Source organism: Vibrio breoganii, assembly GCF_001677275.1.
Taxonomy (GTDB): Bacteria; Pseudomonadota; Gammaproteobacteria; order Enterobacterales; family Vibrionaceae; genus Vibrio; species Vibrio breoganii.
Genome location: NZ_CP016177.1, coordinates 460,912 through 486,946, shown reverse-complemented (window position 1 = coordinate 486,946; position 26,035 = coordinate 460,912). Strand labels below are relative to the sequence as shown.

General features: G+C 45.6%; 25 protein-coding genes. 8 read left to right on the top strand and 17 right to left on the bottom strand.

From position 1 onward, the window contains the following. The first annotated feature begins 22 nt into the window (after positions 1-22). Positions 23-466 (top strand): CBS domain-containing protein, encoded by a 444-nt coding sequence (locus tag A6E01_RS02325; protein WP_017026892.1) that lies wholly within the window; start codon positions 23-25, stop codon positions 464-466. 51 nt (positions 467-517) lie between these two features. Here the strand turns inward: A6E01_RS02325 and lysS are convergent, their stop codons facing one another. The 5 genes from lysS to xerD all read right to left on the bottom strand — a co-directional run bounded on the left by lysS (position 518) and on the right by xerD (position 6,758). After that, a complete protein-coding gene (gene lysS, locus A6E01_RS02320; RefSeq protein WP_017026891.1) occupies positions 518-2,023 on the bottom strand; it encodes a lysine--tRNA ligase in 1,506 nt (501 codons plus the stop codon). A gap of 12 nt (positions 2,024-2,035) precedes the next feature. Further along, positions 2,036-3,134, bottom strand: a protein-coding gene (gene prfB, locus A6E01_RS02315) for a peptide chain release factor 2 (RefSeq protein WP_102322210.1) whose coding sequence is annotated in 2 segments (ribosomal slippage) — positions 2,036-3,058 and positions 3,060-3,134 — 1,098 coding nt in all. Because the reading frame shifts where the segments join, the coding sequence is not laid out codon by codon here. Between the two features lie 117 nt (positions 3,135-3,251). Continuing rightward, the gene (recJ, locus tag A6E01_RS02310) at positions 3,252-4,991 is read right to left on the bottom strand and encodes a single-stranded-DNA-specific exonuclease RecJ (RefSeq protein ID WP_065209477.1); all 1,740 of its coding nucleotides are present in this window, start codon (positions 4,989-4,991) and stop codon (positions 3,252-3,254) included. 62 nt (positions 4,992-5,053) lie between these two features. Then, complete coding sequence (gene dsbC / locus A6E01_RS02305; RefSeq protein ID WP_065209476.1) at positions 5,054-5,794, bottom strand: bifunctional protein-disulfide isomerase/oxidoreductase DsbC; 741 nt, start codon at positions 5,792-5,794, stop codon at positions 5,054-5,056. Positions 5,795-5,846: 52 nt separating this feature from the next. Continuing rightward, positions 5,847-6,758, bottom strand: coding sequence for a site-specific tyrosine recombinase XerD (gene xerD, locus A6E01_RS02300; protein ID WP_017243565.1), 912 nt, complete (start codon positions 6,756-6,758; stop codon positions 5,847-5,849). Positions 6,759-6,875: 117 nt separating this feature from the next. On the opposite strand from xerD, the gene fldB reads away from it, so the two are divergent. Continuing rightward, positions 6,876-7,394, top strand: a complete 519-nt coding sequence (gene fldB / locus A6E01_RS02295; RefSeq protein WP_026026340.1) for a flavodoxin FldB — start codon at positions 6,876-6,878, stop codon at positions 7,392-7,394. A gap of 92 nt (positions 7,395-7,486) precedes the next feature. Here fldB and brnQ read toward each other — a convergent pair whose 3' ends face one another. Continuing rightward, the gene (gene brnQ, locus A6E01_RS02290; RefSeq protein WP_065209475.1) at positions 7,487-8,800 is read right to left on the bottom strand and encodes a branched-chain amino acid transport system II carrier protein; all 1,314 of its coding nucleotides are present in this window, start codon (positions 8,798-8,800) and stop codon (positions 7,487-7,489) included. A 307-nt stretch (positions 8,801-9,107) separates the two neighbouring features. Here brnQ and A6E01_RS02285 point away from each other — a divergent pair, with 307 nt between their 5' ends. Next, positions 9,108-9,833: a tRNA1(Val) (adenine(37)-N6)-methyltransferase gene (locus A6E01_RS02285; protein ID WP_065209474.1), complete on the top strand. Its 726-nt coding sequence runs from the start codon at positions 9,108-9,110 to the stop codon at positions 9,831-9,833. Positions 9,834-9,907: 74 nt separating this feature from the next. Beyond that, complete coding sequence (gene srmB, locus A6E01_RS02280) at positions 9,908-11,128, top strand: ATP-dependent RNA helicase SrmB (protein ID WP_017026883.1); 1,221 nt, start codon at positions 9,908-9,910, stop codon at positions 11,126-11,128. Between the two features lie 38 nt (positions 11,129-11,166). On the opposite strand, the gene A6E01_RS02275 is transcribed toward srmB, so the two are convergent. From A6E01_RS02275 to A6E01_RS02260, 4 genes are all read right to left on the bottom strand, one after another. Beyond that, on the bottom strand, positions 11,167-11,595 hold the full coding sequence (locus A6E01_RS02275) for a VOC family protein (RefSeq protein ID WP_065209473.1): 429 nt from the start codon (positions 11,593-11,595) through the stop codon (positions 11,167-11,169). Between the two features lie 38 nt (positions 11,596-11,633). Continuing rightward, positions 11,634-12,188: a GNAT family N-acetyltransferase gene (locus A6E01_RS02270; RefSeq protein ID WP_065209472.1), complete on the bottom strand. Its 555-nt coding sequence runs from the start codon at positions 12,186-12,188 to the stop codon at positions 11,634-11,636. Positions 12,189-12,261: 73 nt separating this feature from the next. Continuing rightward, positions 12,262-13,035 carry a peroxide stress protein YaaA gene (gene yaaA / locus A6E01_RS02265; protein ID WP_065209471.1) on the bottom strand — a complete coding sequence of 258 codons (774 nt, stop codon included), beginning with the start codon at positions 13,033-13,035 and terminating at the stop codon, positions 12,262-12,264. Positions 13,036-13,404: 369 nt separating this feature from the next. Next, positions 13,405-14,859, bottom strand: a complete 1,455-nt coding sequence (locus A6E01_RS02260; protein WP_156744611.1) for an alanine/glycine:cation symporter family protein — start codon at positions 14,857-14,859, stop codon at positions 13,405-13,407. Positions 14,860-15,260: 401 nt separating this feature from the next. Here A6E01_RS02260 and A6E01_RS02255 point away from each other — a divergent pair, with 401 nt between their 5' ends. Then, complete coding sequence (locus tag A6E01_RS02255) at positions 15,261-15,446, top strand: DUF3545 family protein (RefSeq protein ID WP_017026878.1); 186 nt, start codon at positions 15,261-15,263, stop codon at positions 15,444-15,446. Between the two features lie 57 nt (positions 15,447-15,503). Here A6E01_RS02255 and A6E01_RS02250 read toward each other — a convergent pair whose 3' ends face one another. From A6E01_RS02250 to nfo, 3 genes are all read right to left on the bottom strand, one after another. Next, complete coding sequence (locus A6E01_RS02250; protein WP_017026877.1) at positions 15,504-16,055, bottom strand: hemerythrin domain-containing protein; 552 nt, start codon at positions 16,053-16,055, stop codon at positions 15,504-15,506. A gap of 70 nt (positions 16,056-16,125) precedes the next feature. Further along, positions 16,126-16,806, bottom strand: coding sequence for a uracil-DNA glycosylase (gene ung, locus A6E01_RS02245; RefSeq protein WP_065209469.1), 681 nt, complete (start codon positions 16,804-16,806; stop codon positions 16,126-16,128). Positions 16,807-17,046: 240 nt separating this feature from the next. Next, the gene (nfo, locus tag A6E01_RS02240) at positions 17,047-17,898 is read right to left on the bottom strand and encodes a deoxyribonuclease IV (RefSeq protein ID WP_017026875.1); all 852 of its coding nucleotides are present in this window, start codon (positions 17,896-17,898) and stop codon (positions 17,047-17,049) included. Positions 17,899-18,217: 319 nt separating this feature from the next. Here nfo and grcA point away from each other — a divergent pair, with 319 nt between their 5' ends. Continuing rightward, entirely contained in the window at positions 18,218-18,595 is a 378-nt protein-coding gene (gene grcA / locus A6E01_RS02235; protein ID WP_017026874.1) for an autonomous glycyl radical cofactor GrcA, read from the top strand. Positions 18,596-18,719: 124 nt separating this feature from the next. Here grcA and thrC read toward each other — a convergent pair whose 3' ends face one another. Genes thrC through thrA form a run of 3 tightly spaced genes read right to left on the bottom strand, consistent with a single transcriptional unit; the run spans position 18,720 to position 23,421 of the window. Then, positions 18,720-20,000, bottom strand: coding sequence for a threonine synthase (thrC, locus tag A6E01_RS02230; protein ID WP_017026873.1), 1,281 nt, complete (start codon positions 19,998-20,000; stop codon positions 18,720-18,722). After that, complete coding sequence (gene thrB / locus A6E01_RS02225) at positions 19,997-20,959, bottom strand: homoserine kinase (RefSeq protein ID WP_017026872.1); 963 nt, start codon at positions 20,957-20,959, stop codon at positions 19,997-19,999. The genes thrC and thrB overlap by 4 nt, the downstream gene beginning before the upstream one ends. Before the next feature lie 2 nt (positions 20,960-20,961). Then, positions 20,962-23,421 (bottom strand): bifunctional aspartate kinase/homoserine dehydrogenase I, encoded by a 2,460-nt coding sequence (gene thrA / locus A6E01_RS02220; RefSeq protein ID WP_065209468.1) that lies wholly within the window; start codon positions 23,419-23,421, stop codon positions 20,962-20,964. Between the two features lie 427 nt (positions 23,422-23,848). Between thrA and A6E01_RS02215 the strand changes: the two genes are divergently transcribed. Both A6E01_RS02215 and arcA read left to right on the top strand, forming a co-directional pair. Then, positions 23,849-24,361, top strand: coding sequence for a hypothetical protein (locus A6E01_RS02215; protein ID WP_017026870.1), 513 nt, complete (start codon positions 23,849-23,851; stop codon positions 24,359-24,361). 417 nt (positions 24,362-24,778) lie between these two features. Beyond that, the gene (arcA, locus tag A6E01_RS02210; protein WP_017026869.1) at positions 24,779-25,492 is read left to right on the top strand and encodes a two-component system response regulator ArcA; all 714 of its coding nucleotides are present in this window, start codon (positions 24,779-24,781) and stop codon (positions 25,490-25,492) included. Between the two features lie 77 nt (positions 25,493-25,569). On the opposite strand, the gene A6E01_RS02205 is transcribed toward arcA, so the two are convergent. After that, positions 25,570-26,034 (bottom strand): hypothetical protein, encoded by a 465-nt coding sequence (locus A6E01_RS02205; protein ID WP_017026868.1) that lies wholly within the window; start codon positions 26,032-26,034, stop codon positions 25,570-25,572. Position 26,035 lies beyond the last annotated feature (1 nt).

The following is a 26,035-nucleotide window of genomic DNA, read 5'->3' as shown; positions in this document are numbered from 1 at the left end:
AGGAACTTGCTAGGAGATTATTATGATAAAAATTGTCGAGCTTATGACTCGCAACCCCTACACCCTGTTGCGTTCCAACACCCTGGCTGATGCTAAAAGGCTGATGGCAGAGCATGAGATTAGGCACGTGCCCGTTGTCGATGTTGATGATGAGCTATTAGGCTTAGTCACTCAAAGGGATATATTGGCTGCTCAAGACTCTAGCTTGCAGATTAACCCTGACAAAAGCGCGTATAACTTGGATACCCCTCTTAACCAAGCTATGTGTAAGAGTGTCATCACCGTAAGCCCTCATGCTGGATTGCGAGAAAGTGCAATGATGATGCAAAAGCGCAAGGTTGGGTGTCTACCCGTCGTCCAAAATAGCAAGTTGGTGGGCATTATTACTGACAGTGATTTTGTCGCTATTGCGATTAATCTACTTGAGCTTCAAGAAGAAGTTGAGCCCGTAGAGTCAGGAACATAAAAAAAGCCACATCATTGCTGATGTGGCTTATTCATTCTTCTATAACTGCGATTATTGCTGAGGGCGCATCGCAGGGAATAGGATCACGTCACGGATAGTGTGAGTGTTGGTAAATAGCATCGCTAGGCGATCAATACCAATACCTTGACCTGCTGTCGGCGGAAGACCGTGCTCTAGTGCTGTAATGTAATCAGCATCGTAGTACATTGCTTCATCATCACCTGCATCTTTCGCGTCTACCTGTGCTTTAAAGCGCGCATCTTGATCTTCTGCATCGTTAAGCTCAGAGAAACCATTTGCTACTTCGCGACCACCAATGAAGAACTCAAAGCGGTCAGTGAAGAACGGGTTGCTGTCGCTACGGCGAGCCAATGGAGAGATGTCCGCAGGGTAACCTGTAATGAAAGTCGGTTGAATTAGCTGAGGCTCAGCCGTTTCACCAAAGATCTCTTCAAGAAGCTGACCACAGGTCCAGAATGTTTCTACTTGTACGTGTACAGATTTAGCGATGGCTACCATCTTGTCACGATCTTGTAGGTCTGCTTCTGTTAGCGCTTGGATCTCAGCATGGTCTGGGTTGTAGTGCTTGATCGCTTCAAACATACTCATGCGAGCGTAAGTGCCACCAAACTCAACGGTTTCTTCACCGTAAGGCATTGACGTTGAACCTAGTACATCCATTGCCGCAGTGCTTAACATCTCTTCCGTAAGGTCCATTAGGTCCTTGTAGTCAGAGTAAGCTTGGTAGAATTCCATCATAGTGAATTCTGGGTTGTGGCGTGGAGATAGACCTTCGTTACGGAAGTTACGGTTGATCTCAAATACACGATCAAAGCCACCAACCACTAGGCGCTTAAGGTAAAGTTCAGGTGCAACACGCAAGTACATGTCGATATCTAACGCATTGTGATGTGTGATAAATGGACGCGCTGTTGCGCCACCTGGGATCACATGCATCATTGGCGTTTCAACTTCTAGGTAGCCTTTTGAGCTCATGAAGTTGCGGATTGACGATACTAGCTTAGAGCGAATGATGAACGCAGAGCGAGAATCTTCATTCACAATAAGGTCAACGTAACGCTGACGGTAACGCATCTCTTGGTCTGTTAGACCGTGGAACTTCTCTGGTAGCGGACGCAGTGCTTTAGTCAGCAACTCGTACTCTGCCATGTTCACGTAAAGGTCACCCTTACCTGATTTATGCAGCGCACCCTTAACACCAACGATGTCACCGATATCAAGACCTTGGTATTTTGCTTTAAGGTCTTTTTGTACATCTTTCGCAGCGTATGCTTGGATGCGGCCAGAGGTTTCTTGGATTACCAAGAATGGACCACGTTTTGCCATGATGCGGCCAGCAATAGCCACAACATGGTTAAGTTCTTCTAGCTCTTCTTTTGATTTCTCACCAAACTGAGCTTGAAGGTCACCCGCTAGGCTGTCACGACGAAAGTCGTTAGGGTGACCGTTTGCTTGACACTCCTTGCGGATTGAATCCAATTTCGCACGGCGCTCTGCAATCAGTTTGTTTTCATCAATTTGAACTTGGTCAGTCATATTTCACCCTTTTTACAGTCCAGACTTCAGGCTGGCTTCGATAAATTTGTCTAGGTCACCGTCGAGAACGGCTTGAGTATTTCGGTTTTCTACACCAGTGCGAAGGTCTTTGATTCGCGAATCATCCAAGACATACGAGCGGATTTGGCTACCCCAACCTATGTCTGATTTCGCATCTTCATTCGCTTGTTTCTCAGCGTTTTGCTTCTGCAGTTCAAACTCAAACAATTTAGCGCGAAGCTGTTTCATTGCTTGGTCTTTGTTCTTGTGCTGAGAACGGTCATTCTGACACTGAACCACAATATTAGTCGGTACGTGAGTAATACGAACCGCAGATTCAGTGGTGTTTACGTGCTGACCACCAGCACCTGAGGCGCGGTATACGTCAATACGAAGATCTGATGGGTTAATATCGATCTGAATGTTGTCATCAATCTCTGGGTAAATAAATGCAGATGCAAACGAGGTATGGCGACGACCACTGGAATCAAACGGTGATTTACGTACCAAACGGTGTACACCTGTTTCAGTACGAAGCCAGCCGTAGGCGTACTCACCAGAGATCTTTACTGTTGCGCCCTTAAGGCCAGCAACTTCACCCTCAGAAACCTCGATAACCTCTGTCTTGAACCCTTTAGCATCAGCCCAACGTAAATACATACGCAGCATAATGTTGGTCCAATCTTGCGCCTCTGTACCACCAGAACCTGATTGAAGGTCTATATAGCAGTCAGCGCCATCGTGGTCACCAGAGAACATACGACGGAATTCTAGCTTGGCTAGCTTAGCTTCAAGCTCAGCCAGTTCAGGCTCAATCTCGTCAAAGGTTTCTTGGTCTTCTTCTTCAACCGCTAGTTCAAGCAAGCCTTCTGCGTCTTCTACGCCTTGATCCAATAAATCAATGGTTTCAACGACAGCTTCTAGTGATGCACGTTCTTTACCTAGCGCTTGGGCACGCTCAGGTTCATTCCATACATCCGGTTGTTCTAGCTCTGCATTTACTTCTTCTAGGCGCTCTTTCTTAGCGTCATAGTCAAAGGTACCCCCTCAGGACATTCGTGCGCTCAGACACGTCCTGTAGGCGGTTTTTAATCGGATTGATTTCAAACATCTTTGGCCAATATTTTGAATAGAAAATAACCGCGGAATTTTACTCAAAAATGTGACCAAGATACAGAAATATTTTGAAGTTAGTGGATATTAGGACGAGGAAAACTGGGCTGCCTTGTTAGGCAGCATCAATATGTTCAACCATAAGCTGTAGTGATTGGTTGCCTCTAAACTCATTGATATCAAGCCGATAGGCCATTTTGATCTTAGTGGTTGCAGGATCTGGCCAGCGGCGCAGATCGACGTTGAAGGCAATCGCATCAATCATAATGTTGGTGGCATGAGATTTGTGCAAAGGCTCAAGCATCAGCTTAAGGTGCTTCTCGCCCACTAGCTTTTGGTGCAACACCTTAAACTCACCATCAAAGATTGGCTCAGGAAAGGCTTGTCCCCAAGGACCACCATTGCGGATCTCCATTGCGGTGTGCATGTTGAACTCTTCCGGTGTTAACTCACCATCCGACAAAACTATGCCCTTTAAGGCGTGTTCATCCACCTCATCTCGCACTGCTTGGTCAAACAGCTCACTAAAGCGAGTAAAATCCGCCTCTTTAATGGTCAAACCCGCAGCCATGGCGTGTCCACCAAACTTTAGGATTAATCCCGGGTTTTGTACGTCAATCTTGTCTAAGGCATCCCGCATGTGCAGCCCTTTGATTGAACGACAGGATCCCTTAATAAACCCATCCCCCCCATCGGCAAATGCGATGACAGGTCGATGGAATTTATCTTTGATTCTTGAAGCAAGGATACCAATCACCCCTTGGTGCCAATCACGTTGGAATAGCGTAATTCCATAGGGCATTTCTTGATCGGAGCTGAACTGCAATCGCTCACAAAAGGCGAGCGCCTCTTGCTTCATTCCCTCTTCGATTTCGCGACGAGTGATATTAAGCGCATCAAGTTCAGTGGCCATACGTCTGGCGGCATGAATGTTATTGCACATCAATAGCTCTACACCAAACGACATATCATCCAAGCGTCCAGCCGCGTTAATACGCGGCCCTAATGCAAAGCCAAAATCAGACGCCACTAAGCGGCTAGATTCTCGCTTTGATACCTCAATCAATGCCTGAATACCGGGACGACCTAGGCCCGCTCTAATGCGCTGCAGACCTTGATGTACCAAGATTCGATTGTTCTCATCCAGAGGCACAACATCAGCGACGGTACCTAGCGCCACCAAATCGAGCAGTTCCGTAAGGTTAGGCTCTGCCACGCCAGAATCACTGAACCAGTTTGTTTGGCGCATCAGTGCTCTTAGCGCCACCATCAAATAAAAAGCAACACCAACCCCGGCTAATGCCTTGGATGGAAAATCGCATTCATGAAGGTTTGGGTTCACCATGGCATCGGCTTCAGGCAAGACATGCCCTGGCAAGTGATGGTCGGTCACCAATACTTGAATGTTGTTTTGCTTGGCAAATCGCACCCCTTCAATAGACGAAACGCCATTGTCTACTGTCATGATGAGATCAACGCCCATCTCAATGGCTTGTTCCACCACCTCAGGACTTAAGCCATAGCCATCTTCGAAACGGTTCGGCACAAGATAATCAACATTGCTCGAACCTAGCATACGCAGCGCTAGCACTGACAATGCCGAAGAGGTTGCGCCATCCGCATCAAAATCTCCAACCACAATAATGCGCTTGTTCTCTTTAATAGCACTAAGCAACAGCTCTGCTGCCGCTTTGATGCCATGAAGCTTCTGTGGTGGAAGCAATCCTTTAGCGCCGCGCTCTAGTTGCACCGAAGACTCGATACCACGAGCGGCATAAATGCGTCGCATCAATGCAGACAGTGTTGTGGGCAGATTGGAAATATCAGCAGCGGGACGACGTTTAATCTCGATCATGGCTTCTTAGGTCTAGTAATGAGGAAGAAAAGCGCTGTGCTCAATGACAGCGCTTATAGAGGTTAGCCTTGTGATTCTAGTCGCTTCAGTAGGTCTTCAGGTGACAGATAACCGCCAACATTCATACCTTTTGAGGTATACACCGCGGGAGTACCTGACACGCCAATGGCTTTGCCTAATTGGTATTGCTCTGAAACCGTAGTTTGGCACTGCTGAATACTGTCGCTAGAAGCACTCACGTCTTCACCACGTAACTTGGCATCGTTCATCGCTTTAGCTGGGTCGGCGCTACACCAGATATTCGCCATGGTTTGGCCGATGTCACTGCGATCACCCGCTCTTGGGAACGCAAGGTAGCGCACTGTAATGCCCAATTTGTTGTACTCCGCCATTTGGCGATGTAGCTTCAAGCAATAGCCACAAGAAATATCCGTAAACACAGTCACAACATATTTTTCATTGTCTGCCTTGTACACGATCATTTCATCGCTAGCTTGGTCTAGTAGGCTCACGATCTTTGGGCCATTCCTCAGTGCAGCCACATCTTGGAAATTACCCTTATCATCGAGAGAGTACAATTTACCAGGAATAAAGTAATCGCCCGTTGGGGTTGCATAAAAGGTTCCCTGATTGGTGGTCACTTCTACCAATCCATCAACCTCAATAGATTCGATTTGCATTACGGATACACCGATTTTAGCGAATCGTTCCTTAATTTGAGCCTCGTTTAACTCTGTTGCACTCACACTAAAGGCAACCAAAGAGCACATAACCAAGCCGAAGACTCGACCTAAAATTTTCATACAATTTCCTACTAAATAATGAGTACAGCGTGTGAGCATAAAAACTGCACGATCACGCTCTTGGGTGATGTTGCTGATGGATCTGTTTCAATCTCTCTGTGGCAACATGAGTATAAATTTGAGTCGTAGATAAGTCACTATGTCCCAGCAACATCTGTACGACACGTAAGTCTGCACCATAGTTCAATAAATGAGTGGCAAAGGCATGTCTCATCACGTGTGGTGATAAGGTGTCGGTATCAATACCAGCAATCTGTGCATAGTACTTGATACGGTGCCAAAACGTTTGCCGTGTCATTTGGCGAGAGCGTTTGCTCGGGAATACAACGTCCGAGGAATTTTCTCCCATTAATTGAGACCGGCCTTGGGTAAGAAAACGTTCAATCCAATCAATGGCATTTTCACCCATGGGAACTAGTCGCTCTTTTCCCCCTTTACCGACTACTCGGACAACACCTTGGCGCAGGCTCATGTTTTCCATGGTCAGCCCTACAAGCTCTGACACGCGCAAACCCGTTGCGTATAAAAGCTCAAGCATCGCCTTGTCGCGAAGCTCTATCGGGTCATCGACATTGGGCGCATCAAGCAGACTCTCAACCTGTTGCTCGCTTATGTCCTTTGGCAACCGCTTTGGAAGTTTAGGTCTAATTAACAGCGCACTAGGGTCATCAGAGCGTATCTTTTCTCGATAAAGATACTGAAACAATCGGCGCATAGCAGACAACATTCGAGCACGACTGGATTGGGCAAAGTTCTTGTCCACCAGCCAGGCTTGATAATCTAATAGCTCTTGGTAACTGACGGAGGATAAATCAGATTTATTCTGCTCTAGCCATTGCGATAGCTTGCTTAGATCCAGTCGATAAGAGGCTAAGGTATTTTCTGACAAGCCCTTTTCCATCCAGATAGCATCTAAGAATTGCTCTATAAGATTCTGATTTAACAAGCTAAAAGTTCCAGTCATACCAATACAGTCACCTTAAAGTATACAAGCATTGGGCCGATTGCTAGAGGCGGGCACTGAAAGTTAGTAAAAATAAAGGTAGAATCAGCAACATGACCATTAGCTATAATTAAAATGATGAAAATAGGACTATTTTTCGGCTCTACCACCTGCTATACCGAAATGGCAGCAGAAAAAATTCGAGACATCATTGGAAGCGATATTGTAGATCTGCACAATGTAAAAGATACCCCACTCTCCCTAATGAACGACTATGAGTTTTTGATTCTAGGGATTTCCACATGGGATTTCGGTGAACTTCAAGAAGACTGGGGAGCATTATGGCACGACATAGATGGCGTACCGCTAACAGGCAAGCACGTCGCGTTATTCGGCTTAGGGGATCAAGAAGGATATGGCGAATGGTTTCAGGATGCGATGGGACTACTTCATCAGCAGCTTCAGCCAAGCAAACCTAACTTTATCGGCTACTGGCCAGTAGAAGGCTATGAATTCCAAGCATCAAAGGCACTCACCGAAGATGGCTCCAAGTTTGTAGGACTCGCACTTGATGAGGACTCTCAGTACGAATTCAGCGACGAACGCATCGCTTCTTGGTGTGAGCAGATCCTTGTTGAGTATGCTGACTCGCTGTAAATCAAAGCAGAAATAGAAAAAGGAGGCATTTAAAATGCCTCCTTTTTGATTGATTTTTCACCTATCGAGATGCGTATTCTATCCTAAATGAATTAGGCTTCGGCTTGCTTCTCTAAATTCGACTGTTTTGAACCCGTGAATAGCATAGCGACCAAAGCCGCTGAGGTAGGCAACACCCAACCTAGGCCTAGCTCAAACATTGGCAAGAATTTGAATAGCGAGACATCAAACCCTGCTACTTTTGCAGCATCAATTAACGCACAAATGAACGCGATCATAAGTACAAAGCGGTAGGCCAATTTTGGATTAGGTAGCCATGGACGAACAAACGTCAGTGCGACCAAGGCAATCGCAATTGGGTAAAGCGCAAACAGGACTGGGACAGATAGCTCAATTAACTGCGCTAGGCCAACATTAGCCACAAGCGCACAAGCACTGCCATTCACAACAACCCAGAACTTGTAGCCCAGCTTAGTGTTTTTGCTGAAGAAATCTGAACTCGCAGAAATCAACCCAACCGCAGTGGTTAAACACGCCAACAGCACAATGACCGAAAGAACCCACTGACCTTTATCTCCAAACAGTGCCTTCACATATTCAGCAAGAATAGCGCCGCCATTCTCAAGCCCAGCTGCAATACCGTTACTTGTCGCTCCTAGGTAAAACAGAGCAATATATACAAGGCATAAACCCACAGCAGCGATAACACCTGCAGCGATAAGGTAGCGTGCAACATCTTTACGCTCTGTCACACCCTTAGAATTAATCGCTTGAACAAGTAGCATGCCGAACATCAAGGATGCAAAGGTATCCATAGTTAGGTAGCCTTCCAAGATCCCTTTAGTAAAGGGCTGACTCATATAGTCACCCTGCGCATGAATGATCGGGCCTTGAGGGTTAAGCACTACAGCAACAGAGAGAGCGATTAAGCCAACAAACATGATAGGGGTTAACACCTTACCAATAGTATCTAGCAAAGACCCTTGAGCCCAAGCCAGTGCCATCGCAAGAACAAAGAAGGTAATAGAAAACAGAGCAAGGTGCAGCGTTCCCGGTTGAGAAACAAACGGGCGAATACCCATTTCATAAGCCACTAAGCCTGCGCGTGGCGCAGCAAATGCAGGGCCTATGATAATGAAAATTAGCGCTGCGATTAACAGAGCCACCTTCTTAGGAAGATCGCTAGTTAAATGATCCCATGTGCCACCCGCTGTAGCCACAGCAACCACAGTAATCAGAGGCAGTCCAGCTGCGGTAAGCAAAAAGCCTCCCATTGCAGGAATTAGGTTCTCGCCCGCTAATTGGCCGGCCATTGGTGGAAAGATGATGTTGCCAGCACCTAAGAAAAACGCAAATAGCATAAAGCCAAGTGCAACAATGTCTGAAATGGATAAGCTCTTCTTCAAAATAACCTCGAAGATAAATAGTTTGCTGGACGCGCTAATTCAGCGCCTCTATGATTAATTTTTATGAGAAGCATAATGAACAGGCCAATCAACAATCTCAAGCAAACGAGCTTAAACACCATATAGTTTCGGTTTTTTAACCAAATAGCAGTGCGTTCAACTAACTTGGGCACACTAAAGCAGTGTTTCAAGCTAAACCAAAAACCAACAGAACACCCAAAAGTAATAACAAAACCATTGCATACACCGCATTTGCACAAAACAAAGCACAATTTTCGTTACAAACAACCTAGGGTTCGATCTAGCCATGACGACAAAAACAAAGAACTTTCAGTTCAAGTCATTCTCTATTTGGGGGGGTAATAGTGGCATGCCAGTGAGCACTGATGGGGTGCTATTAGGCGCTTGGACAAGTGTGAGTCGCAGCAACAAGCTTATTGATATTGGCACTGGTACGGGTTTACTGGCTCTGATGTGTGCGCAGCGAAATACTGAACTGGATATTGTGGCTGTAGATATTGACCACTCTGCGATTGAAGCGGCGAGAACGAACTTTGATGCTAGCCCATGGGGAGCGCGTTTCCAGTTGCATCATTCGGATATCGTCTCCTTCTCGAAAGCAAATAAGGCAGCATTTGATACCATTATCTGTAATCCCCCTTATTTCAATTCCGGTGAACAGTCTTCTCTGACCACCAGAGCGACTGCGAGACACACCGACACCTTATCTCATCCAGACCTTCTAGACTCTTGTAAAACGCTACTCTTAAGTAGCGGTAGCGCGAGTTTTATATTACCCGTAGAAGAAGCGAAGCAGTGTATTTTGCGCGCCACCAACAACGGTTGGCACTTGAGTCGCTTGTGTAAGGTAAAAACCACACACAAAAAAGATCACAGCCGCTACCTGTTTGAATTGCAATTGGGTATGGATAACAGCGATCCAACCGAAGAATCAGAGCTCATCATCCATAAAGGTGATGGCTATAGCGCGGAGTTTGTTGCGCTAACACAGAGTTTTTACTTAAAGATGTAAATAAGAGTGTGACGTGCGTCACCATTAAACTATAATACTTTCTTTTATCGTCCACCCGTTTGCGGAGCACTGCAGTGTTAAGAACTTTTGCTGAGTTAGATTTAGACCAATCCCTTATTAAAGCCATAGAAGAAATTGGCTTTGAAAGACCAACAAAAGTACAAAGTGAAGCGATCCCTCAAGCCCTGGACGGTAGAGATATCCTAGCTTCTGCCCCAACAGGCACAGGTAAGACCGCGGCTTTTGTACTTCCTGCGTTGCAATACCTTTTAGACTTTCCACGTCGTCGTGGCGGTCCAGCACGAGTATTGATCCTGACTCCTACTCGCGAGTTGGCGATGCAGATTACGGAGCAAGCTAAAGAGTTAGCAAAGCATACCAGCCTTAACATTTTCACCATCACCGGTGGTGTTATGTATCAAGACCACGCTGATATCCTATCAACCACTCAAGATATTGTGGTTGCGACGCCAGGTCGATTGATGGAATACATCAACGCAGAGCGTTTTGACTGCCGTGCTATCGAATGGCTGATCTTAGACGAAGCTGACCGAATGCTAGACATGGGCTTTGGCCCAATCGTAGACCGACTGTCGAACGAGTGTCGCTGGCGTAAACAGACGCTATTGTTCTCAGCAACTCTTGAAGGTAAGGGCGTTGAAGGCTTCACTGAAGGTCTACTTAAAGACCCTGCAGAAATTGATGCACAGCCCTCGCTAAAAGAACGTAAGAAGATTCAACAGTGGTATCACCGTGCCGATGATGCGGAGCATAAGCTAGAACTGCTGAAGCACATCATCACCGAGCAAGCAGAAAGAAGCATTATCTTCTTGAAGACTCGTGAGCGTCTTGCAGAACTTCGTCAACAACTGGACAGCGCTCAAATCCCTTGTAGCTGGATTCAAGGTGAGATGCCTCAAGATCGCCGTAACAACGCGATTGCTCGCTTCCGTGATGGCCAGGTGAACGTATTACTGGCGACCGATGTTGCCGCTCGTGGTATTGACTTGCCAGACGTTAGCCATGTTATTAACTACGATTTACCTCGCACCGCCGATGTATACCTTCACCGTATTGGTCGTACAGCGCGAGCAGGCAAAAAAGGTAATGCTGTATCTATCGTTGAGGCGCACGATCAGTCAATGATTGAGCGTGTTGAGCGCTATACGAAAGAAGCGATTAAAGAGCGCTTCATCAAGGAGCTTCGTCCTAAGCACAAAAAACCTGTGTTTAAGAAGAAGAAAAAGAAGCCCGCAGCTAAGACAGCAACTAAGGCTAAGAAAAAGAAGAAATAATACAGTCCCCGGCTCTTTGAGTCGGGGATTTTTCTTTGTTACTCAATCACTAAGCTACCATCTGCATTGAACTGCCAAAAATCGGCATGAGCTATTTCCCAGTAATGCCCATCTGGATCTCGAAAATAACCGCTGTAACCACCCCAAAATACTCGTTGAGCAGGCTTAACTAGAGTTCCACCCGCTTGGACCGCTAGGTCTAGGATCTCATCTACCTGATGCTGTGCTTTGGTATTGTGTGCGAGGGTCATCATTGGCGTTGGACTTTGATTGTCTGGGATATCAATTCCAATATCTTCCGCTAGTTTTTGCATGGGATAAAGGGCAACACAAACACCCGATATTCTGAAGAACACGATATCTTGCTCTTCTGTATAACTGGAAGGAAAACCGAGCGCCGAATAAAAGGCGTGCGAACGCTTCAGATCTGATACCCCCAATGTAATGATGCTTACCCTCGCGTCCATGGCTCTACTCCCATTAAAATGATTCCCTTAGTTTAGGATCATCTTGAGCTTAACCACTGTGATTTGGTGAGCTTATAGAGGCAGTGCCAACTAAGAGGAGAATCGGCATCGAGTTTAGGGTGTTGGAAATCTCTGTCGGTATTGTGCATCCCTATCTTTTGCATTACTCGCTGAGACGGAAGGTTACTTAAGGCCGTTAAGCTATAGATAGTATCGAATTTAAGCTGTATGAAGGCATGCGCCAACACCGCAGCAGCGGCCTCTGGCGCCAAGCCTTGCCCCCAGAACTCTTTCTGCAACCGCCAAGCAATTTCAACAAAGGGATTATTTAAAATACCATCTTCAGTTGAACGTTGCTGTAAGCCCACCATGCCGACAAACTGATGGGTGAGTTTGCATTCTATGGCCCACATTCCCCAGCCTTGGCTGTCGAGTTCTTCAGACAAGCGTCGTACCGATTCTACACTTTGCATAGGGGTCAGCGTATCCGGGAAGAATCGCATGACCTCAGGGCTCTGGTTCATCTGCACAAAGGCATCAAAATCTTTCGCTTTCCACGCTCTCAGTATCAGTCTGGATGTTTCGATTTGCATGCGATTAATAGGCTTCAGGGAGCTGAGTTCTGGGCCCTAGAATCCTAGAACCCAGTATCCTAGGGCCTATCCCCTACTGCTCATCTCGCTTAAAGACGAGCTCTCTAGCGGTAGAATCCGTATCACTAAAGTAGTAACCCGCGTAATCAAACTGCTTTAGAGCATCCAGACTATCAACTTGATTCTGAATGATGTATTTCGCCATCATGCCCCTTGCCTTCTTAGCAAAGAAACTAATCACCTTATATTGGCCATTTTTCAGGTCTTTAAACACTGGAGTAATGACTCGGCCTTGGACATTCTTTGGTTTGACCGCTTTAAAGTACTCATTTGATGCTAGATTGATCAGAAGATCATCCCCTTGCTCAGCCAAGGCTTCATTGACCTTATCGGTGATCTTGTCTCCCCAGAAATGATACAGGTTACTGCCTCTATCATTGGCGAGTCTTGTCCCCATCTCTAGGCGATAGGGTTGCATAAGGTCTAATGGCTTTAACAGCCCATACAAGCCCGATAGCATACGGAAATGGCTCTGCGCATAATCAAAGTCTTGCTCACTGAATGTCTCAGCCTCAAGCCCCGTATAGACGTCTCCCTTAAAAGCAAGGATCGCTGGGCGTGAGTTTTCGGGGGTGAAGGTTTTGCTCCACTCCTGAAAGCGTGCCACGTTCAGTCCTGCAATCTTATCGCTGACCTTCATTAAGCCAGAGATATCCGCTGGAGTCAGTTTTTTACACACCGTCACCAACTCTGCTGAATCAGCAATAAAATCAGGTTGTGTATAGCGCTCTGTCGCCAGTGGCGATTCAAAATCTAGCGTTTTTGCCGGTGAGACTAAAATCAGCATACCAATGTCCTTTACTCGGGTTACTTGCGATATGTACTTAGGGTCTGTTGATCTTTTGAGGTTGTTTTTGTAGCGATTTGTTGGGTATTAATACAAGGCAGTCGCTTTTAGGTGTGGTGGTTCCACATGAAAAGTGACTAACGCGGTAGAAATGCCCAACAAAGCGCTACCCGAAGGGCTCGACCAGAACCCATTTACTCATCGTTGAGCGACTTTTGCTTAGATGACTAAGCGGCAAGTCCCTCGCCTTGATTAAATGACTTCTGGTCGAGCAAAATTCAATCGCAAAAGGTCAACAGACCCTAGAGTATAAAAAAAGCCGTGCTAAGTCAGCACGGCTCTTACTATTGTTTTAATCGGCGTTGTCGATTATTTGTTTCTTTGCACCTGAGCCTTTAGCTCTTCGTGATCGTCCCAGATACCCTCTTCTAGTTGAGAGTGAAGCTCTGGGTAGTCTTTAGCGTTAAAGGTTGGCACCTTACCCGCTTTTAGTTGTTGGTTATAGTCTTTTGCCAGCTTCACTACGATGCCAGACAGCAGCAAGATAGCCACCATGTTGACTATCGCCATCAAGCCCATAGAGACATCAGCCATAGCCCAAACCACAGGTAAGCTCGATACAGCGCCAAACAACACCATGCCCAGTACAATCACGCGGAAGATGTTTAGACCCGCTTTGTGGTTGTGCTCAAGGAAGATAAGGTTCGTCTCGGCATACGAGTAGTTCGCAATGATAGAGGTGAACGCAAAGAAGAAGATAGCAACAGCAACAAAGATGCCACCCCATTCGCCCACTTCTGCGGTCAATGCACGCTGAGTTAGCTCGATACCGGTAATCTCACCGTGAGGTACGTACTCACCAGAAACCAGGATAATCGCAACGGTTGCAGAACAGATAACGATAGTGTCTGTGAACACACCTAGCATCTGTACATAACCTTGTGATGCTGGATGCGGTGGGTAAGGTGTTGCCGATGCCGCAGCGTTAGGCGCAGAACCCATACCCGCTTCGTTCGAGAACAAACCGCGCTTGATACCATTAATCATTGCTTGAGCAATGGCGTAACCTACGCCACCCGCAGCCGCTTCTTGCAAACCAAATGCACTCTTGAAGATAAGAACCAATACGTCTGGTACTTTATCCAAGTTAGAGAACATAACGAATAGTGCTAGAGCAAGGTAAGCCAGAGCCATCACAGGAACGATAAGTTCTGCTGTGCGAGCAATCTTACGAATACCACCGAAGATAACGAATGCAGACAGCACAGCAACACCGATACCGACGTACATTGGTTCAATACCAAATGCCGTGTTCATCGCGCTCGCAATTGAGTTTGCTTGAACTGAGTTAAACACTAGACCGAAAGCGATAATGAGGAAGATAGAGAACAATACCCCCATCCAACGCATTCCTAGCCCTTTTTCCATGTAGTAAGCAGGGCCGCCACGGTAGTTACCGTCTTCATCTTTGGTCTTGTATAGCTGCGCCAGTGAACTCTCAGCAAATGACGTTGCCATACCTAGCATAGCGATCAGCCACATCCAGAAGATAGCACCCGGGCCACCTACGGTTAGTGCTACCGCAACACCGGCCATATTACCGGTACCAACACGCGCTGCAAGACTGGTACAAAGTGCTTGGAAAGAAGAAATACCAGCTTTGTCGGCTTTACGACTGTTTTTTAGAACACTGAACATGTGACCAAAGTGTCTGAACTGAATAAAACCAAGACGAACGGTAAAGTAAATACCGCCACCTACAAGTAGGTAAACAAGGATTGATCCCCAAAGAAGATCGTTCATTAAATTGATTATGTCTGTCACATCAACCTCGTACTCAAATAGGCTCGATTAAGAGCAATGGAATGGTTACTACTCGGCTTTTTTATAATTTGACCTGAGTATTGTAGAGGGCAAACGATTACCCATACACCATTCTTCGAATTACATTTTTCGAGCGCATCATGCCGTCATCGCCATCAGAAATCAAATTGCACACTTTTTCGTATATTTTTCATACAGCTATGTTATATGCCAGTGTGAAATAGCCCTCATTGATGAACAAAAGCTTCACGATTGAGAAATAATTGCGAAACAGTTCAAAGATAAAGTGGCAATGTTCGTGGTAATAATGTCGGCAAGCTTGCTTAGCCGGTTAAAGGGTTTTTAACCCACGCTAGGTAATCGCTAGAAAAGTACTTAATTACAGTTAGAAGGGATAGCTTATGGATGGCTTGCAACTTGAAAGTATCTTTGAATCAGAAGAAAGCGGGACTCGCAGAGGCCGCTCAAAACCGGTAAAACGTAAGTGGCGTGAAATTGAAGCAATCAAAGATCGTCAGAGACTACAAAAGGAGTTGTTGGATTTGGACGTGTGCAGTGAATATCGCTTAGAAGACATTCAGCTGTAAAACGGATTCCCTTGAAAAACAAAGGATGGGTCTAACCCATCCTTTTTTATATCTGTCCTAAATGCACTCTTCATCCGTTTGCTTGACTCTAGCAGCCAGCTGCTTGTACTTATCAGCAATGGTCTCACCAAACACAGGGTCGTCTTCTTGTGCACCCCATTTTTTCTCAAGATATTGCCAATCTGAAGTACTAAAAGTTTTATTGATCAAAGGTAGAACTTCACGCTCCTCAAGATCTAGGTGTCGTTTTTGCTCTTGAATAAAGGTTTCCAGTTGCTGCGCAAACACATCCAAAGGAACCACAGCATCTTGCAATACCATCTCCACAACATCCAAAAACTCGTGCGTTGTCTTAGATAGGACGATGTGTTCGGCTTCAAGATTGCTGATCTTATCTTGCTCGCCATACTTCTCAATAAAGTAATGATAAATAAGATCTTCTTTAGGGTGGTGCGTTTTTTCAGAGTGATCGCAAAGATAATCAACAATCTCTTTTAACAAGGTATAGTTGATCGGCTCTTCACTTTTCAGTTGCGTCAGTTTCTTCCTCAAGATCGCGAGCAAGCGCACCATGTACCCGTGCTCGCGACGGATCCTTTCAATCATCATGATTCATCCCTCCATATCAATAACTGACTTAAGTTTAAGCAATTTTACCGATCTATGTTTTAGGGATACCTCAAAAAAGCGTCAAATTAGCGGTTGGGATAGGCCAGTTTATGCCGTTTTTGCCGTGTTGATCTAAATAACGGTTGGCTAAGGAAAAATGTCGACAACCAAAAAAGCCACGTCGAGCCGATAATGGGGATGGATGAGGTGAAGTGAGTATGCAGTGATCATCCGCATTGATGCTGGCCACTTTTTTCTGAGCGTGTGCCCCCCAAAGTATAAAAACGATATTTTTCTGCTGGTTAGCCAAATACTCAATGGCTCTTAACGTGAATATCTCCCAGCCACTTTTTGCATGAGAGTGGGCTTTGCCTTGTTCAACGGTCAGCACTGTATTCAGTAGCAGTACGCCCTGCTCTGCCCAAGACTTTAGACAGCCATGATCTGGCACCTCAAAGCCCTCAATGTCTTGTGAGAGTTCCTTATAGATATTGCGAAGAGAAGGTGGGATTTTATTACCCGGCAACACTGAAAAACTCAGACCGTGGGCTTGATTTGGGCCGTGATAAGGGTCTTGGCCAAGAATGACCACTTTAGTCTTCTCTATCGGTGTCTGCTCAAATGCGGCAAACACATGCTCCGGTGCAGGATAAATGGCTTTACCTGAAGCACGTTCTTCATCGATAAAAGCTTGTAGGATTTGGAAGTACTCTTGCGAGCGCTCCTGTTCAATAAATGCTTGCCAACTCAATGCCGTCTTCTCTATCTCTTTGTCACAATAAAGAAGATATTGGCATACTGAGTCAGATTTAGGTATTACTTCTTTTTAGTACTGCGCTGAGGAGAGCGATGGTGACCTTGACCACGTTGACATGGACGAGCTTGAGGGAAGATAGATGTAAACATGGCACACTCCAATTCTATTTGTGACGGCTGTCACTTTAAGTAATGGAAGAAGCGTGCCAATAAAGCAAACAATTAGAAAAATAATTTAAAGTGCGAACGCTCGCAGGCTTTGAATCTCATCTTTCCATATCTCAGGCTCGATGGTTTCTAGGATCAGCGGGATTCCGTCAAAACGCGAATCCTGACAAATGTACTTAAAACAATCCCAACCGATTTCTCCAGCCCCCAATGAATGATGTCGATCGACCTTCCCACCCAGTGCTATTTTTGAATCATTGATGTGCATTGCACGCAAATAGTGCATACCCACTACACGATCAAACTCTGCAAATGTCTCCTCACACGCCTCAAACGTTCGTAGGTCGTACCCAGCAACAAAGGTGTGACAGGTATCGATACATACGCCAACACGGCTTTTATCTTCAACCTGTTCAATGATTTCCGCTAGATGTTCAAATCGCCAGCCGAGGTTAGTACCCTGCCCTGCGGTGTTCTCAATAACCGCTATCACATTCGGTACTGCTTTGTGAGCAAGGTTGATGGATTCGGCAATACGCGCCAAGCACTCTGTTTCTGAGATTTTCTTTAAGTGACTGCCAGGGTGGAAATTCAATAGCGTCAAACCCAGCTGCTCACAACGCTCCATCTCATCAATAAATGCGGCGCGAGACTTCTCTAGTTTTTCTTCTTCAGGGGCACCCAAATTTATCAAGTATGAGTCGTGTGGCAGGATCTGCTCAGTTTTGAACCCTAACGCCGTGCAGTTTTTCTTGAATGAATCGATGCTTTTTTGCGTTAAGGGCTTAGCCACCCACTGGCGCTGATTCTTAGTGAACAAGGCGAAGGCGTTGGCACCAATTTCTTTTGCTCTAAGAGGAGCATTTTCTACGCCACCAGCGGCGGAGACATGCGCACCAATAAACTTGTTTGTCGACATAAAAAGTTCTCTTTATCTTCCAATTCTTGTCACTTACACCATGATATGCTCAACGCATACAGCAACAAATTTGATACAAATGTTGTTAAAAAACCACACAATAACGGCCAATTTCGCCAATATTGTTAAAGATCGAACTGTAAATCAATGAATTAATTATAACTTGATCATAGTCATGGAAAACACCTTAAAAAAAATATGGTTTTTAGTTGTTTTTTGACGTAAATCAATATTAAAATGGCAAACATGCAGTGAGCGATTGAAAAAGCTCCAAGTTTATCCGTAAATCGAACCCACATATGTGGCTGAGGAGAAAATTATGATCCAAGGAATTCAAATCACTAAGGCAGCTAACGATGAGCTTCTAAACTCTATCTGGCTACTAGATTCTGAAAAGAACGAAGCTCGTTGTGTTGTTGCAGCGTCTGGCTATGAAGCAGATCAAGTAATCCCTGCTTCAGATCTAGGTGACTACGAGAGCCGTGAAATCGCTATCGAAAAAGCACCTAAAATCGAAGGCGGTCAGCACCTAAACGTGAACGTTCTTAAGCGTGATACTCTAGAAGACGCTGTTAAGCACCCTGAGAAATACCCTCAGCTAACTATCCGTGTATCGGGCTACGCTGTACGTTTCAACTCTCTAACAGCTGAACAGCAAAAAGACGTTATCGCACGTACTTTCACTGAGTCTCTATAATCTAGAGCTTTAGTAAAAATGCTAAAAGCCTGGCAATTCACGTTGCCGGGCTTTTTTGTGTCTATTCATTTGCTATAGACACAAAAAACGGCGCCTGAGCGCCGTTTTTTTTATCTGCAGAAGATTACTGTACTTTTCTCAACACTGTTTTTAGCAGGTCAAAATCATTAGCAAGGTCTTCAGACAACAGGTCCATCGCAGCATGCTTTGCCAGAGGTCCTGGTAATTCAATATCAGTGCCTAGGATATCATCGACCACTTCTTTGAACTTCGCAGGGTGAGCGGTGCATAGGAACAGGCCGGTTTCACCCTCAGCAAGTTGCTCTTGAAGTGCACGGTAAGCAATCGCGCCATGAGGCTCACATAGATAGCCTGAATCGTGCAGCTCCTTCACGCTCGCGGCACTTTGCTCATCCGTTACGGCTGCACTACCAAGAGTATCTAATCCCCAGCCTTCGCGCTGACAAAGCTCTTCAATACGAGGCCAGTTATTGGGCTGGCTAACATCCATTGCGTTTGAAGTCGTCGCAACCGTTGGTTTTGGCTCCCACTTACCCGTTTCTAGGTAGCGTGGCACAGTATCGTTGGCATTGGTTGCGGCGATAAAGCGCTTGATTGGCAAACCTAAGGCTTTGGCAAGCAAGCCAGCTGTTAGGTTACCAAAGTTACCACTTGGCACTGAAATCACGAGATTTTCACGCTCTGACTTGCTCATTTGAGCAGCGGCTTCAAAGTAGTAACAGATTTGAGCCATCAAACGGCTGATATTGATTGAGTTCGCTGAGTTCAGGCCAATTTCTTGACGTAGAGCTTCATCATCAAATGCCTTCTTCACCAATGCCTGACAGTCATCAAAATCACCATCAATGGCAACAGTATGAATGTTCTTGCCAAGGGTACAGAACAGTTTCTCTTGAAGAGGGCTGATCTTGCCTTTTGGATACAGAATAACGACGTTGATATCCGCCATGCCGTAAAAGGCATGAGCAACCGCTGCGCCTGTGTCACCTGAGGTTGCCGTCAAGATAGTGATCTTGCCCCCCTTAGAAACCGTTGCTAGTGACTGAGCCATAAAGCGACCGCCAAAGTCCTTAAACGCAAGAGTAGGACCGTGGAACAGTTCTAGTGCATACGTGCCATCTTTAACTGATTTGATAGGCGCTGGAAATTGAAATGCAGTGTCTACCATCTGAGAGACTTGAGACTCAGAAAGCTCGTCACCAATAAGCGCCGAAAGTATCTTACTGCTTCGGGTTACAAAGTCTTCCTCGAGCAACGCGTCGATGTTATCGAGTGCTGGGATATCAGTTGGAAAAAACAACCCTTGGTTGCGTCCTAACCCCTGACGAACCGCTTGTCCAAAAGAGACCTGCTCGTCATTTTCTTTGATGTTATACAGCTTCATAATTTACTTCCTGTTACTTTCGAGCCCTGCTGATCTATCTTGCAGATGTGCACGAATCCTTCATCATTTTGTACATAATTAACTTCAAGCCAAGATTTGACTCGCTCCGCAACCTCTAAACTATCACAGATAGTAAACATTGTGGGACCACTGCCTGAAATTCCTGAGGTCAGAGCGCCTGCGGTTGCCGCATAGCTGCGAGCTTCAGGGAAACCTGGCAATAGACGCTGTCTATAAGGTTCAGCAATGACGTCTTTGATCATCTTAGCGGCAAGCTCAGGTTGGCCTGAATAGCTAGCATGAATAAAACCAGCTAAATGACGCCCATGAGCGATGATGTCTTGTCTACGATATTGAGCCGGCAAGATCTCACGCGCGGCCGCAGTGGAGACATTGATGCCAGGATAAGCCATGACCCAGTACCAGTTGTCAAAACTCGGTACCTCTTGGCTGATAATACCAAGTTCCTCAACCATCAGCTGCACGCCACCAAGATAGCAAGGTGCGACGTTATCGTAGTGAACACCACCAGAAATTTCGCCTTCCATTTCCCCCATTAACGCCAACAATTCTGTTTCGTTAAGCGGATTGTCATGGAACTGATTCAGTGCATCCAATGCCGCGACAATAGAGCAAGCACTTGAACCCAGGCCTGAACCGATTGGCATGTTCTTTTCTAGGGTCATTTCAAGGTGACGCATAGGTTGTCCCTTGCTCGACATTTCACGAGCAAACACCTGCCAGCAGCGATAGACAATATTCTGTTTCGCATCAGCGGGTAGCTTTGCCACAAAGCGGCCCGCTGTTTTTAGTTCAAATGCAGATTCACCAACAGTGACCATCACTCGGTCACCAAGCAGTGTGCCATCAACTGGTGATACCGCAGCTCCCAGCACATCAAAGCCAACGCTCACGTTACCGATGGATGCTGGAGCGTAAACACAAACACTCTCTTTCATGTTTAGATCCCCAGTTTCCAGCCCAATGTACGCATAACATCAGAGAATACACCGGCAGCAGTTACCTCTGTACCCGCACCGTAGCCACGCATAACCAGTGGAATTGGTTGGTAGTAACGGCTATAAAATGCCAGGGCATTTTCACCATCTTTGACTTTAAATAGAGGATCGTCTTCATTGACTGCAGCAATTGTCACGCGACATTTGCCATCAACGATTTCACCTACATAGCGAAGTACCTTGCCTTCTTCTGCGGCCTTTTGCGACATTTCCGAGAAGTACGCATCAGCTTGAGGTAGACGCTCGACAAACTCTTCAATAGAGCCTGAATCATCAAAGCCTGGTGGTAGCGCTTGGTCGACAACAACGTCTTCTAGTTCTATGGCCATACCGGTTTCACGAGCCAGGATAAGAAGCTTACGCGCCACATCCATGCCTGATAGGTCATCACGAGGGTCTGGCTCAGTAAAGCCATTCTCCATCGCAACCTTAGTCGCTTCACTCAGTGTCATTCCTTCATCTAGCTTACCGAAGATGAAAGAAAGAGAGCCGGATAGGATGCCGTTGAACTTAACCAGTTCATCACCTGCATTGATTAGGTTTTGTAGATTTTCGATGACCGGCAAACCTGCGCCAACCGTTGTTTCATACATGAGTTTACGACGAGAAGAGCGCGCCACCTGACGAAGCTGATGGTAGTACGCCATACTTGCTGTGTTGGCCTTCTTGTTCGGTGTGACGACATGGAAGCCCGCTTGAAGGAAATCAGCGTATTGTCCTGCAACATTCTCACTTGAAGTACAGTCCACTAATACAGGGTTGATGATGTGGTTACGCTGAACCATTGCACTTAGCGACGCTAGGCTGAACTTCTCGCTAGCATTGCTCATGCGGTCACGCCAATGCTCAAGGTTTAGGCCTTCACCGTCGAGTAGCATGCCTTGGCTGTTTGCTAGAGCACACACACGAATGACAATGCCTTTCTTGGCAAGTTTCTGCTGCTGACGAGCGACTTGATCCACCAACTCACCGCCAACACCACCTACGCCAACAACAAATAGGTCAAGGAAGTGCTTAGAGTTAAATAGGTTTTCATGACACGCCTTGATCGCCTTGGAGATCTTATCTTCAGGGATAACGGCTGAGATTGCGCGCTCAGAAGAGCCCTGAGCAATAGCGGTAATGTTCACGTTCACCTGAGTTAATGAGGTGAAGAATTTAGATGCGACACCGCGAGAGGTGCGCATGCCATCGCCTACCAGCGTTAAAATAGCCACGTCATCAATAAATTCTACAGGCTCTAATAGGCTGTCTTTCAGCTCTAGCTCAAACGCTTCTTCAAGTACTGATTTAGCTCGCTGACGATCCGCCGCTTCAATACAGAAACTGATGCTGTATTCTGAAGAAGACTGAGTAATAAGAACAATAGAGATACCAGCCGAAGACATAGCGCCAAATACGCGGCTCGCCATACCTACCATGCCCTTCATTCCTGGACCTGATACGTTGACCATTGTTAGCTCATTAAGGGTAGTAATACCCTTGATGTCCAGATTGTCTTCGCCAGTGTCTAGGCCAATTAAGGTGCCTGCACCTTGTGGATTAAAGCTGTTCTTAATCAGACATGGGATATGGAACTGAGCAATAGGAGCAATGGTCTTTGGATGCAAAACCGATGCGCCAAAGTAAGAAAGCTCCATCGCTTCTTGGTAACTTAGAGATTTTAATAGGCGTGCATCTTCTACGAGGCGAGGGTCACAGTTGTAGACACCATCAACATCTGTCCATATTTCACAGCAGTCTGCACGTAAACATGCAGCCAATACTGCCGCTGAATAATCAGAGCCATTACGACCTAGTGTCACTAGTTCACCTTTTTCATTGCCGGCAGTAAAGCCAGGCATTAGGTGCACTTGCCCTTTTGGAAGTGGCGATTGAACAAAGTTTTGCGTTGAGACTTCAACATCAACCATAGCTTCAAGGTGATCACCTTTAGCGTATAGGTATTGAACTGGGTCTATCAGACCTGCTGCTTGACCTTTCGCTTCAAGAACCGCTCTCATTAAGCGAATAGAGACTTTCTCACCCTTACTGATAATGCGAGCATTAACATTGTTTGGGCACATGCCTAAAAGCTTGATGCCTTGAACAAACTCAACCAGATTATCTAGAGACTCCTTAACTTGAGCCTCAAACTCTGCCAGTTGGATGTTAGGTAGTTCTTTCTTTATCTCATTAGACAACTCAGTAAAAGAGTTACGCAGCTCTTTGATTTGTAGCTCAGCGTCTTGCTTGTTTAAAGCGGCTTCGATGATCGCTACCAGCTTGTTGGTGGTTTTCCCTGGAGCTGACAGCACGACTGCTAGCTCTTCCTGATCCGCATTATTCGCAATGATGTTCGCCGCTCGCAAAAATCTATCTGCATCCGCTAGCGAAGATCCTCCAAATTTCAATACTCGCATTCCATTCTCCCTGAGCTAAAAATTGTAAAAAAAAAGGCCTGTATCTGGTGGGATACAGGCCTTTTTTAAAAAATGTTTCTTTCAGCAGCCTGCCCCAACACTCGTGGTGCTGGTAATAATCATTCGGGTAATCAGGCTACGTGTATTCATCAGTATGTTTTAATCAATCTATTTTCTGTGTCTGGCTCTAGAATTACCTATTTTGCTTTAATTCGTCAACGACAAATTAACAAAACAGATTAATTTTTCATTTTTGGTAATAAAAATGAGACTACAGCCGTCACATAACAGCATGAAAAATTTAGCTAAAAAAAGGAAATGCACAATATTGCATAGACTAGACAGACAAATTATAACTAACAGATTGGAAAATCGTCTTTTCTCCATCCATAATTGATACTCTTCAAAGGACTGATTAGGAGGCAAAATGCGATTGAATCTTCGTACTGCGATGCTATTTGCTGCGCTAGTTGCCTCTTTGTTGCTGACCACATTTGCTCACGCTGCGTCCGATTTTGAAAACGAAACAGAGTACGATGCCAGCGCCGCCTCTCTTGGCTCTCGCTCCCCTCACCGACTATTTATGTCTGCAGACTCCACCTCTGGTGAGCAGTTTGATGAATGGCGAATGGACACTGGGTATGCCTACTCTGTCCTCGATAACATAGATTTATATGTCGCAACCCGAATCTCAAACTCAGGTGATAATCAGCCCAATAGAGGCTTTCTCAGCGGTGTTAACTATCAGTTCAACCAAAAACTGTCTCTTAACAGTGCCATTTATACCGCATCAGACTCCAGTGAAGAGAGCATTGCAGACTCCATGGGGGCTGAACTATCAGGTAAATATATGCTTACCGAGAGCCTTAACCTGAAAGCAACGCTCGATTATGAAGACTGGCAAAGTGCCATCGAAGTGAAGCTAGGCTTCAGTTTTTAAAGATTTCTTATACACGATTTTTACACCTGCGTAACTACGCCCCCTTTAAGTCACACGATGAAACGCAGTTCTGTAACTTAGTAACAGCGAATATAGAGCTACATCACGGTTTTTCACTGCCTTTTCGAGACATTGTTAAAAATATCGATTGATTTAAATCAATAAAGTGAAATAAATTAACAATGACCGATTGTTAGAAAGCTGTTAAGTCGGTATGATGCGCAACTAATTTGGCTAAGAATGAAAGATACTTACGGACTTATAGGTATCTTAGAGAATTTCCAAGGAGGGGGACATTGAGGTTCAAAAGGTCATAAGTCGCATCAATATGTATGCACAAAATGATTACCTTAATGTTATTTTTTTGCCTAGAATTTATATATTTAAAACCCATTACACATAGTTTAGGTAGAGCCAATGCAAACCCCTAACATTCTTATTGTAGAAGACGAACAAGTTACTCGTAGTACCCTCAAGAGCATCTTTGAAGCTGAAGGATACAGTGTATTCGAAGCTATCGACGGCGACTCTATGCATCAAGTGATCTCTGAGCACTCAGTAAACTTGGTGATAATGGATATCAACCTACCAGGTAAAAATGGTCTACTTTTGGCTCGTGAGCTAAGAGAGCAGGCGAACGTTGCACTTATGTTCTTAACAGGCCGTGACAACGAAGTTGACAAAATTTTGGGTCTTGAAATCGGCGCTGATGACTACATCACTAAGCCTTTCAACCCTCGTGAACTGACTATCCGTGCTCGTAACCTTCTATCTCGTTCAATGAATGTGAGCAAAGATGAAGAAGAAAGCAAAAATGTTGAGAAGTACACTTTCAACGGTTGGGTTCTAGATATCAATAGCCGCTCTTTGGTTAATCCAAATGGCGAAGGCTACAAGCTACCTCGCTCAGAGTTTCGTGCCCTACTTCACTTCTGTGAAAACCCAGGCAAAATCCAAACTCGTGCAGAGTTGCTGAAGAAGATGACTGGACGTGAGCTGAAGCCACACGACCGTACAGTAGACGTAACCATCCGTCGTATTCGTAAGCACTTCGAATCGGTTGCTGGTACTCCAGAGATCATCGCCACCATTCACGGTGAAGGCTACCGCTTCTGTGGTGACCTAGACTAATAGTCGATTTTATATTGATTATAAAAAACCCAGCGAGCGCTGGGTTTTTTCGTTTCAGGGCTTAGCAAAGCTTTAAGCTAGTAAACCGTATCCACATCAACGGACTTTTCCACCAGCCAGATTTTCTGAACGTCGCTCTCCAGCTCTACCGCCACGTCAGCAGACTCAAAGCTACCGTCGTAGTATTCCATCTGTTTAAATGAAATCTTCCACTGTTTTTCAGTAACCGCTTCAACATCAAAAGCATCAGCGTCAATTTGTAGCGCCTCACCATTGTGTCTAATCCAGATAGAAGTCACACCCAAATCCGCTGGAATGGCGTCATTTGACGTCAAGATTAAACTGCCATGCAGTGGAATAGAATGCGCCTCGTCAAAGGTCGGCATTTTATTGCCCCACATCGTTGATTCAAGTGTCACGCTGGTTTGCTCAACCTGTGCTGTAGGTGCAGCTTCCATCCAAGGCACTTCTTCACCGGTAGAGGCGCAACCGAACAACAACGCAGAACTGAGTAATACTGTTCCTAATACTTTAACTCTCATG

What these genes read in the sequence shown, in the direction of transcription:
- A6E01_RS02325 (WP_017026892.1), top strand. Translation starts at nt 23, where the DNA reads ATGATAAAAATTGTCGAGCTTATGACTCGCAACCCCTACACCCTGTTG.
- lysS (WP_017026891.1), bottom strand. Translation starts at nt 2,023, where the DNA reads ATGACTGACCAAGTTCAAATTGATGAAAACAAACTGATTGCAGAGCGC.
- recJ (WP_065209477.1), bottom strand. Translation starts at nt 4,991, where the DNA reads ATGATCGAGATTAAACGTCGTCCCGCTGCTGATATTTCCAATCTGCCC.
- dsbC (WP_065209476.1), bottom strand. Translation starts at nt 5,794, where the DNA reads ATGAAAATTTTAGGTCGAGTCTTCGGCTTGGTTATGTGCTCTTTGGTT.
- xerD (WP_017243565.1), bottom strand. Translation starts at nt 6,758, where the DNA reads ATGACTGGAACTTTTAGCTTGTTAAATCAGAATCTTATAGAGCAATTC.
- fldB (WP_026026340.1), top strand. Translation starts at nt 6,876, where the DNA reads ATGAAAATAGGACTATTTTTCGGCTCTACCACCTGCTATACCGAAATG.
- A6E01_RS02285 (WP_065209474.1), top strand. Translation starts at nt 9,108, where the DNA reads ATGACGACAAAAACAAAGAACTTTCAGTTCAAGTCATTCTCTATTTGG.
- A6E01_RS02275 (WP_065209473.1), bottom strand. Translation starts at nt 11,595, where the DNA reads ATGGACGCGAGGGTAAGCATCATTACATTGGGGGTATCAGATCTGAAG.
- A6E01_RS02270 (WP_065209472.1), bottom strand. Translation starts at nt 12,188, where the DNA reads ATGCAAATCGAAACATCCAGACTGATACTGAGAGCGTGGAAAGCGAAA.
- yaaA (WP_065209471.1), bottom strand. Translation starts at nt 13,035, where the DNA reads ATGCTGATTTTAGTCTCACCGGCAAAAACGCTAGATTTTGAATCGCCA.
- A6E01_RS02255 (WP_017026878.1), top strand. Translation starts at nt 15,261, where the DNA reads ATGGATGGCTTGCAACTTGAAAGTATCTTTGAATCAGAAGAAAGCGGG.
- A6E01_RS02250 (WP_017026877.1), bottom strand. Translation starts at nt 16,055, where the DNA reads ATGATGATTGAAAGGATCCGTCGCGAGCACGGGTACATGGTGCGCTTG.
- nfo (WP_017026875.1), bottom strand. Translation starts at nt 17,898, where the DNA reads ATGTCGACAAACAAGTTTATTGGTGCGCATGTCTCCGCCGCTGGTGGC.
- grcA (WP_017026874.1), top strand. Translation starts at nt 18,218, where the DNA reads ATGATCCAAGGAATTCAAATCACTAAGGCAGCTAACGATGAGCTTCTA.
- thrC (WP_017026873.1), bottom strand. Translation starts at nt 20,000, where the DNA reads ATGAAGCTGTATAACATCAAAGAAAATGACGAGCAGGTCTCTTTTGGA.
- thrB (WP_017026872.1), bottom strand. Translation starts at nt 20,959, where the DNA reads ATGAAAGAGAGTGTTTGTGTTTACGCTCCAGCATCCATCGGTAACGTG.
- thrA (WP_065209468.1), bottom strand. Translation starts at nt 23,421, where the DNA reads ATGCGAGTATTGAAATTTGGAGGATCTTCGCTAGCGGATGCAGATAGA.
- A6E01_RS02215 (WP_017026870.1), top strand. Translation starts at nt 23,849, where the DNA reads ATGCGATTGAATCTTCGTACTGCGATGCTATTTGCTGCGCTAGTTGCC.
- arcA (WP_017026869.1), top strand. Translation starts at nt 24,779, where the DNA reads ATGCAAACCCCTAACATTCTTATTGTAGAAGACGAACAAGTTACTCGT.
- A6E01_RS02205 (WP_017026868.1), bottom strand. Translation starts at nt 26,034, where the DNA reads ATGAGAGTTAAAGTATTAGGAACAGTATTACTCAGTTCTGCGTTGTTG.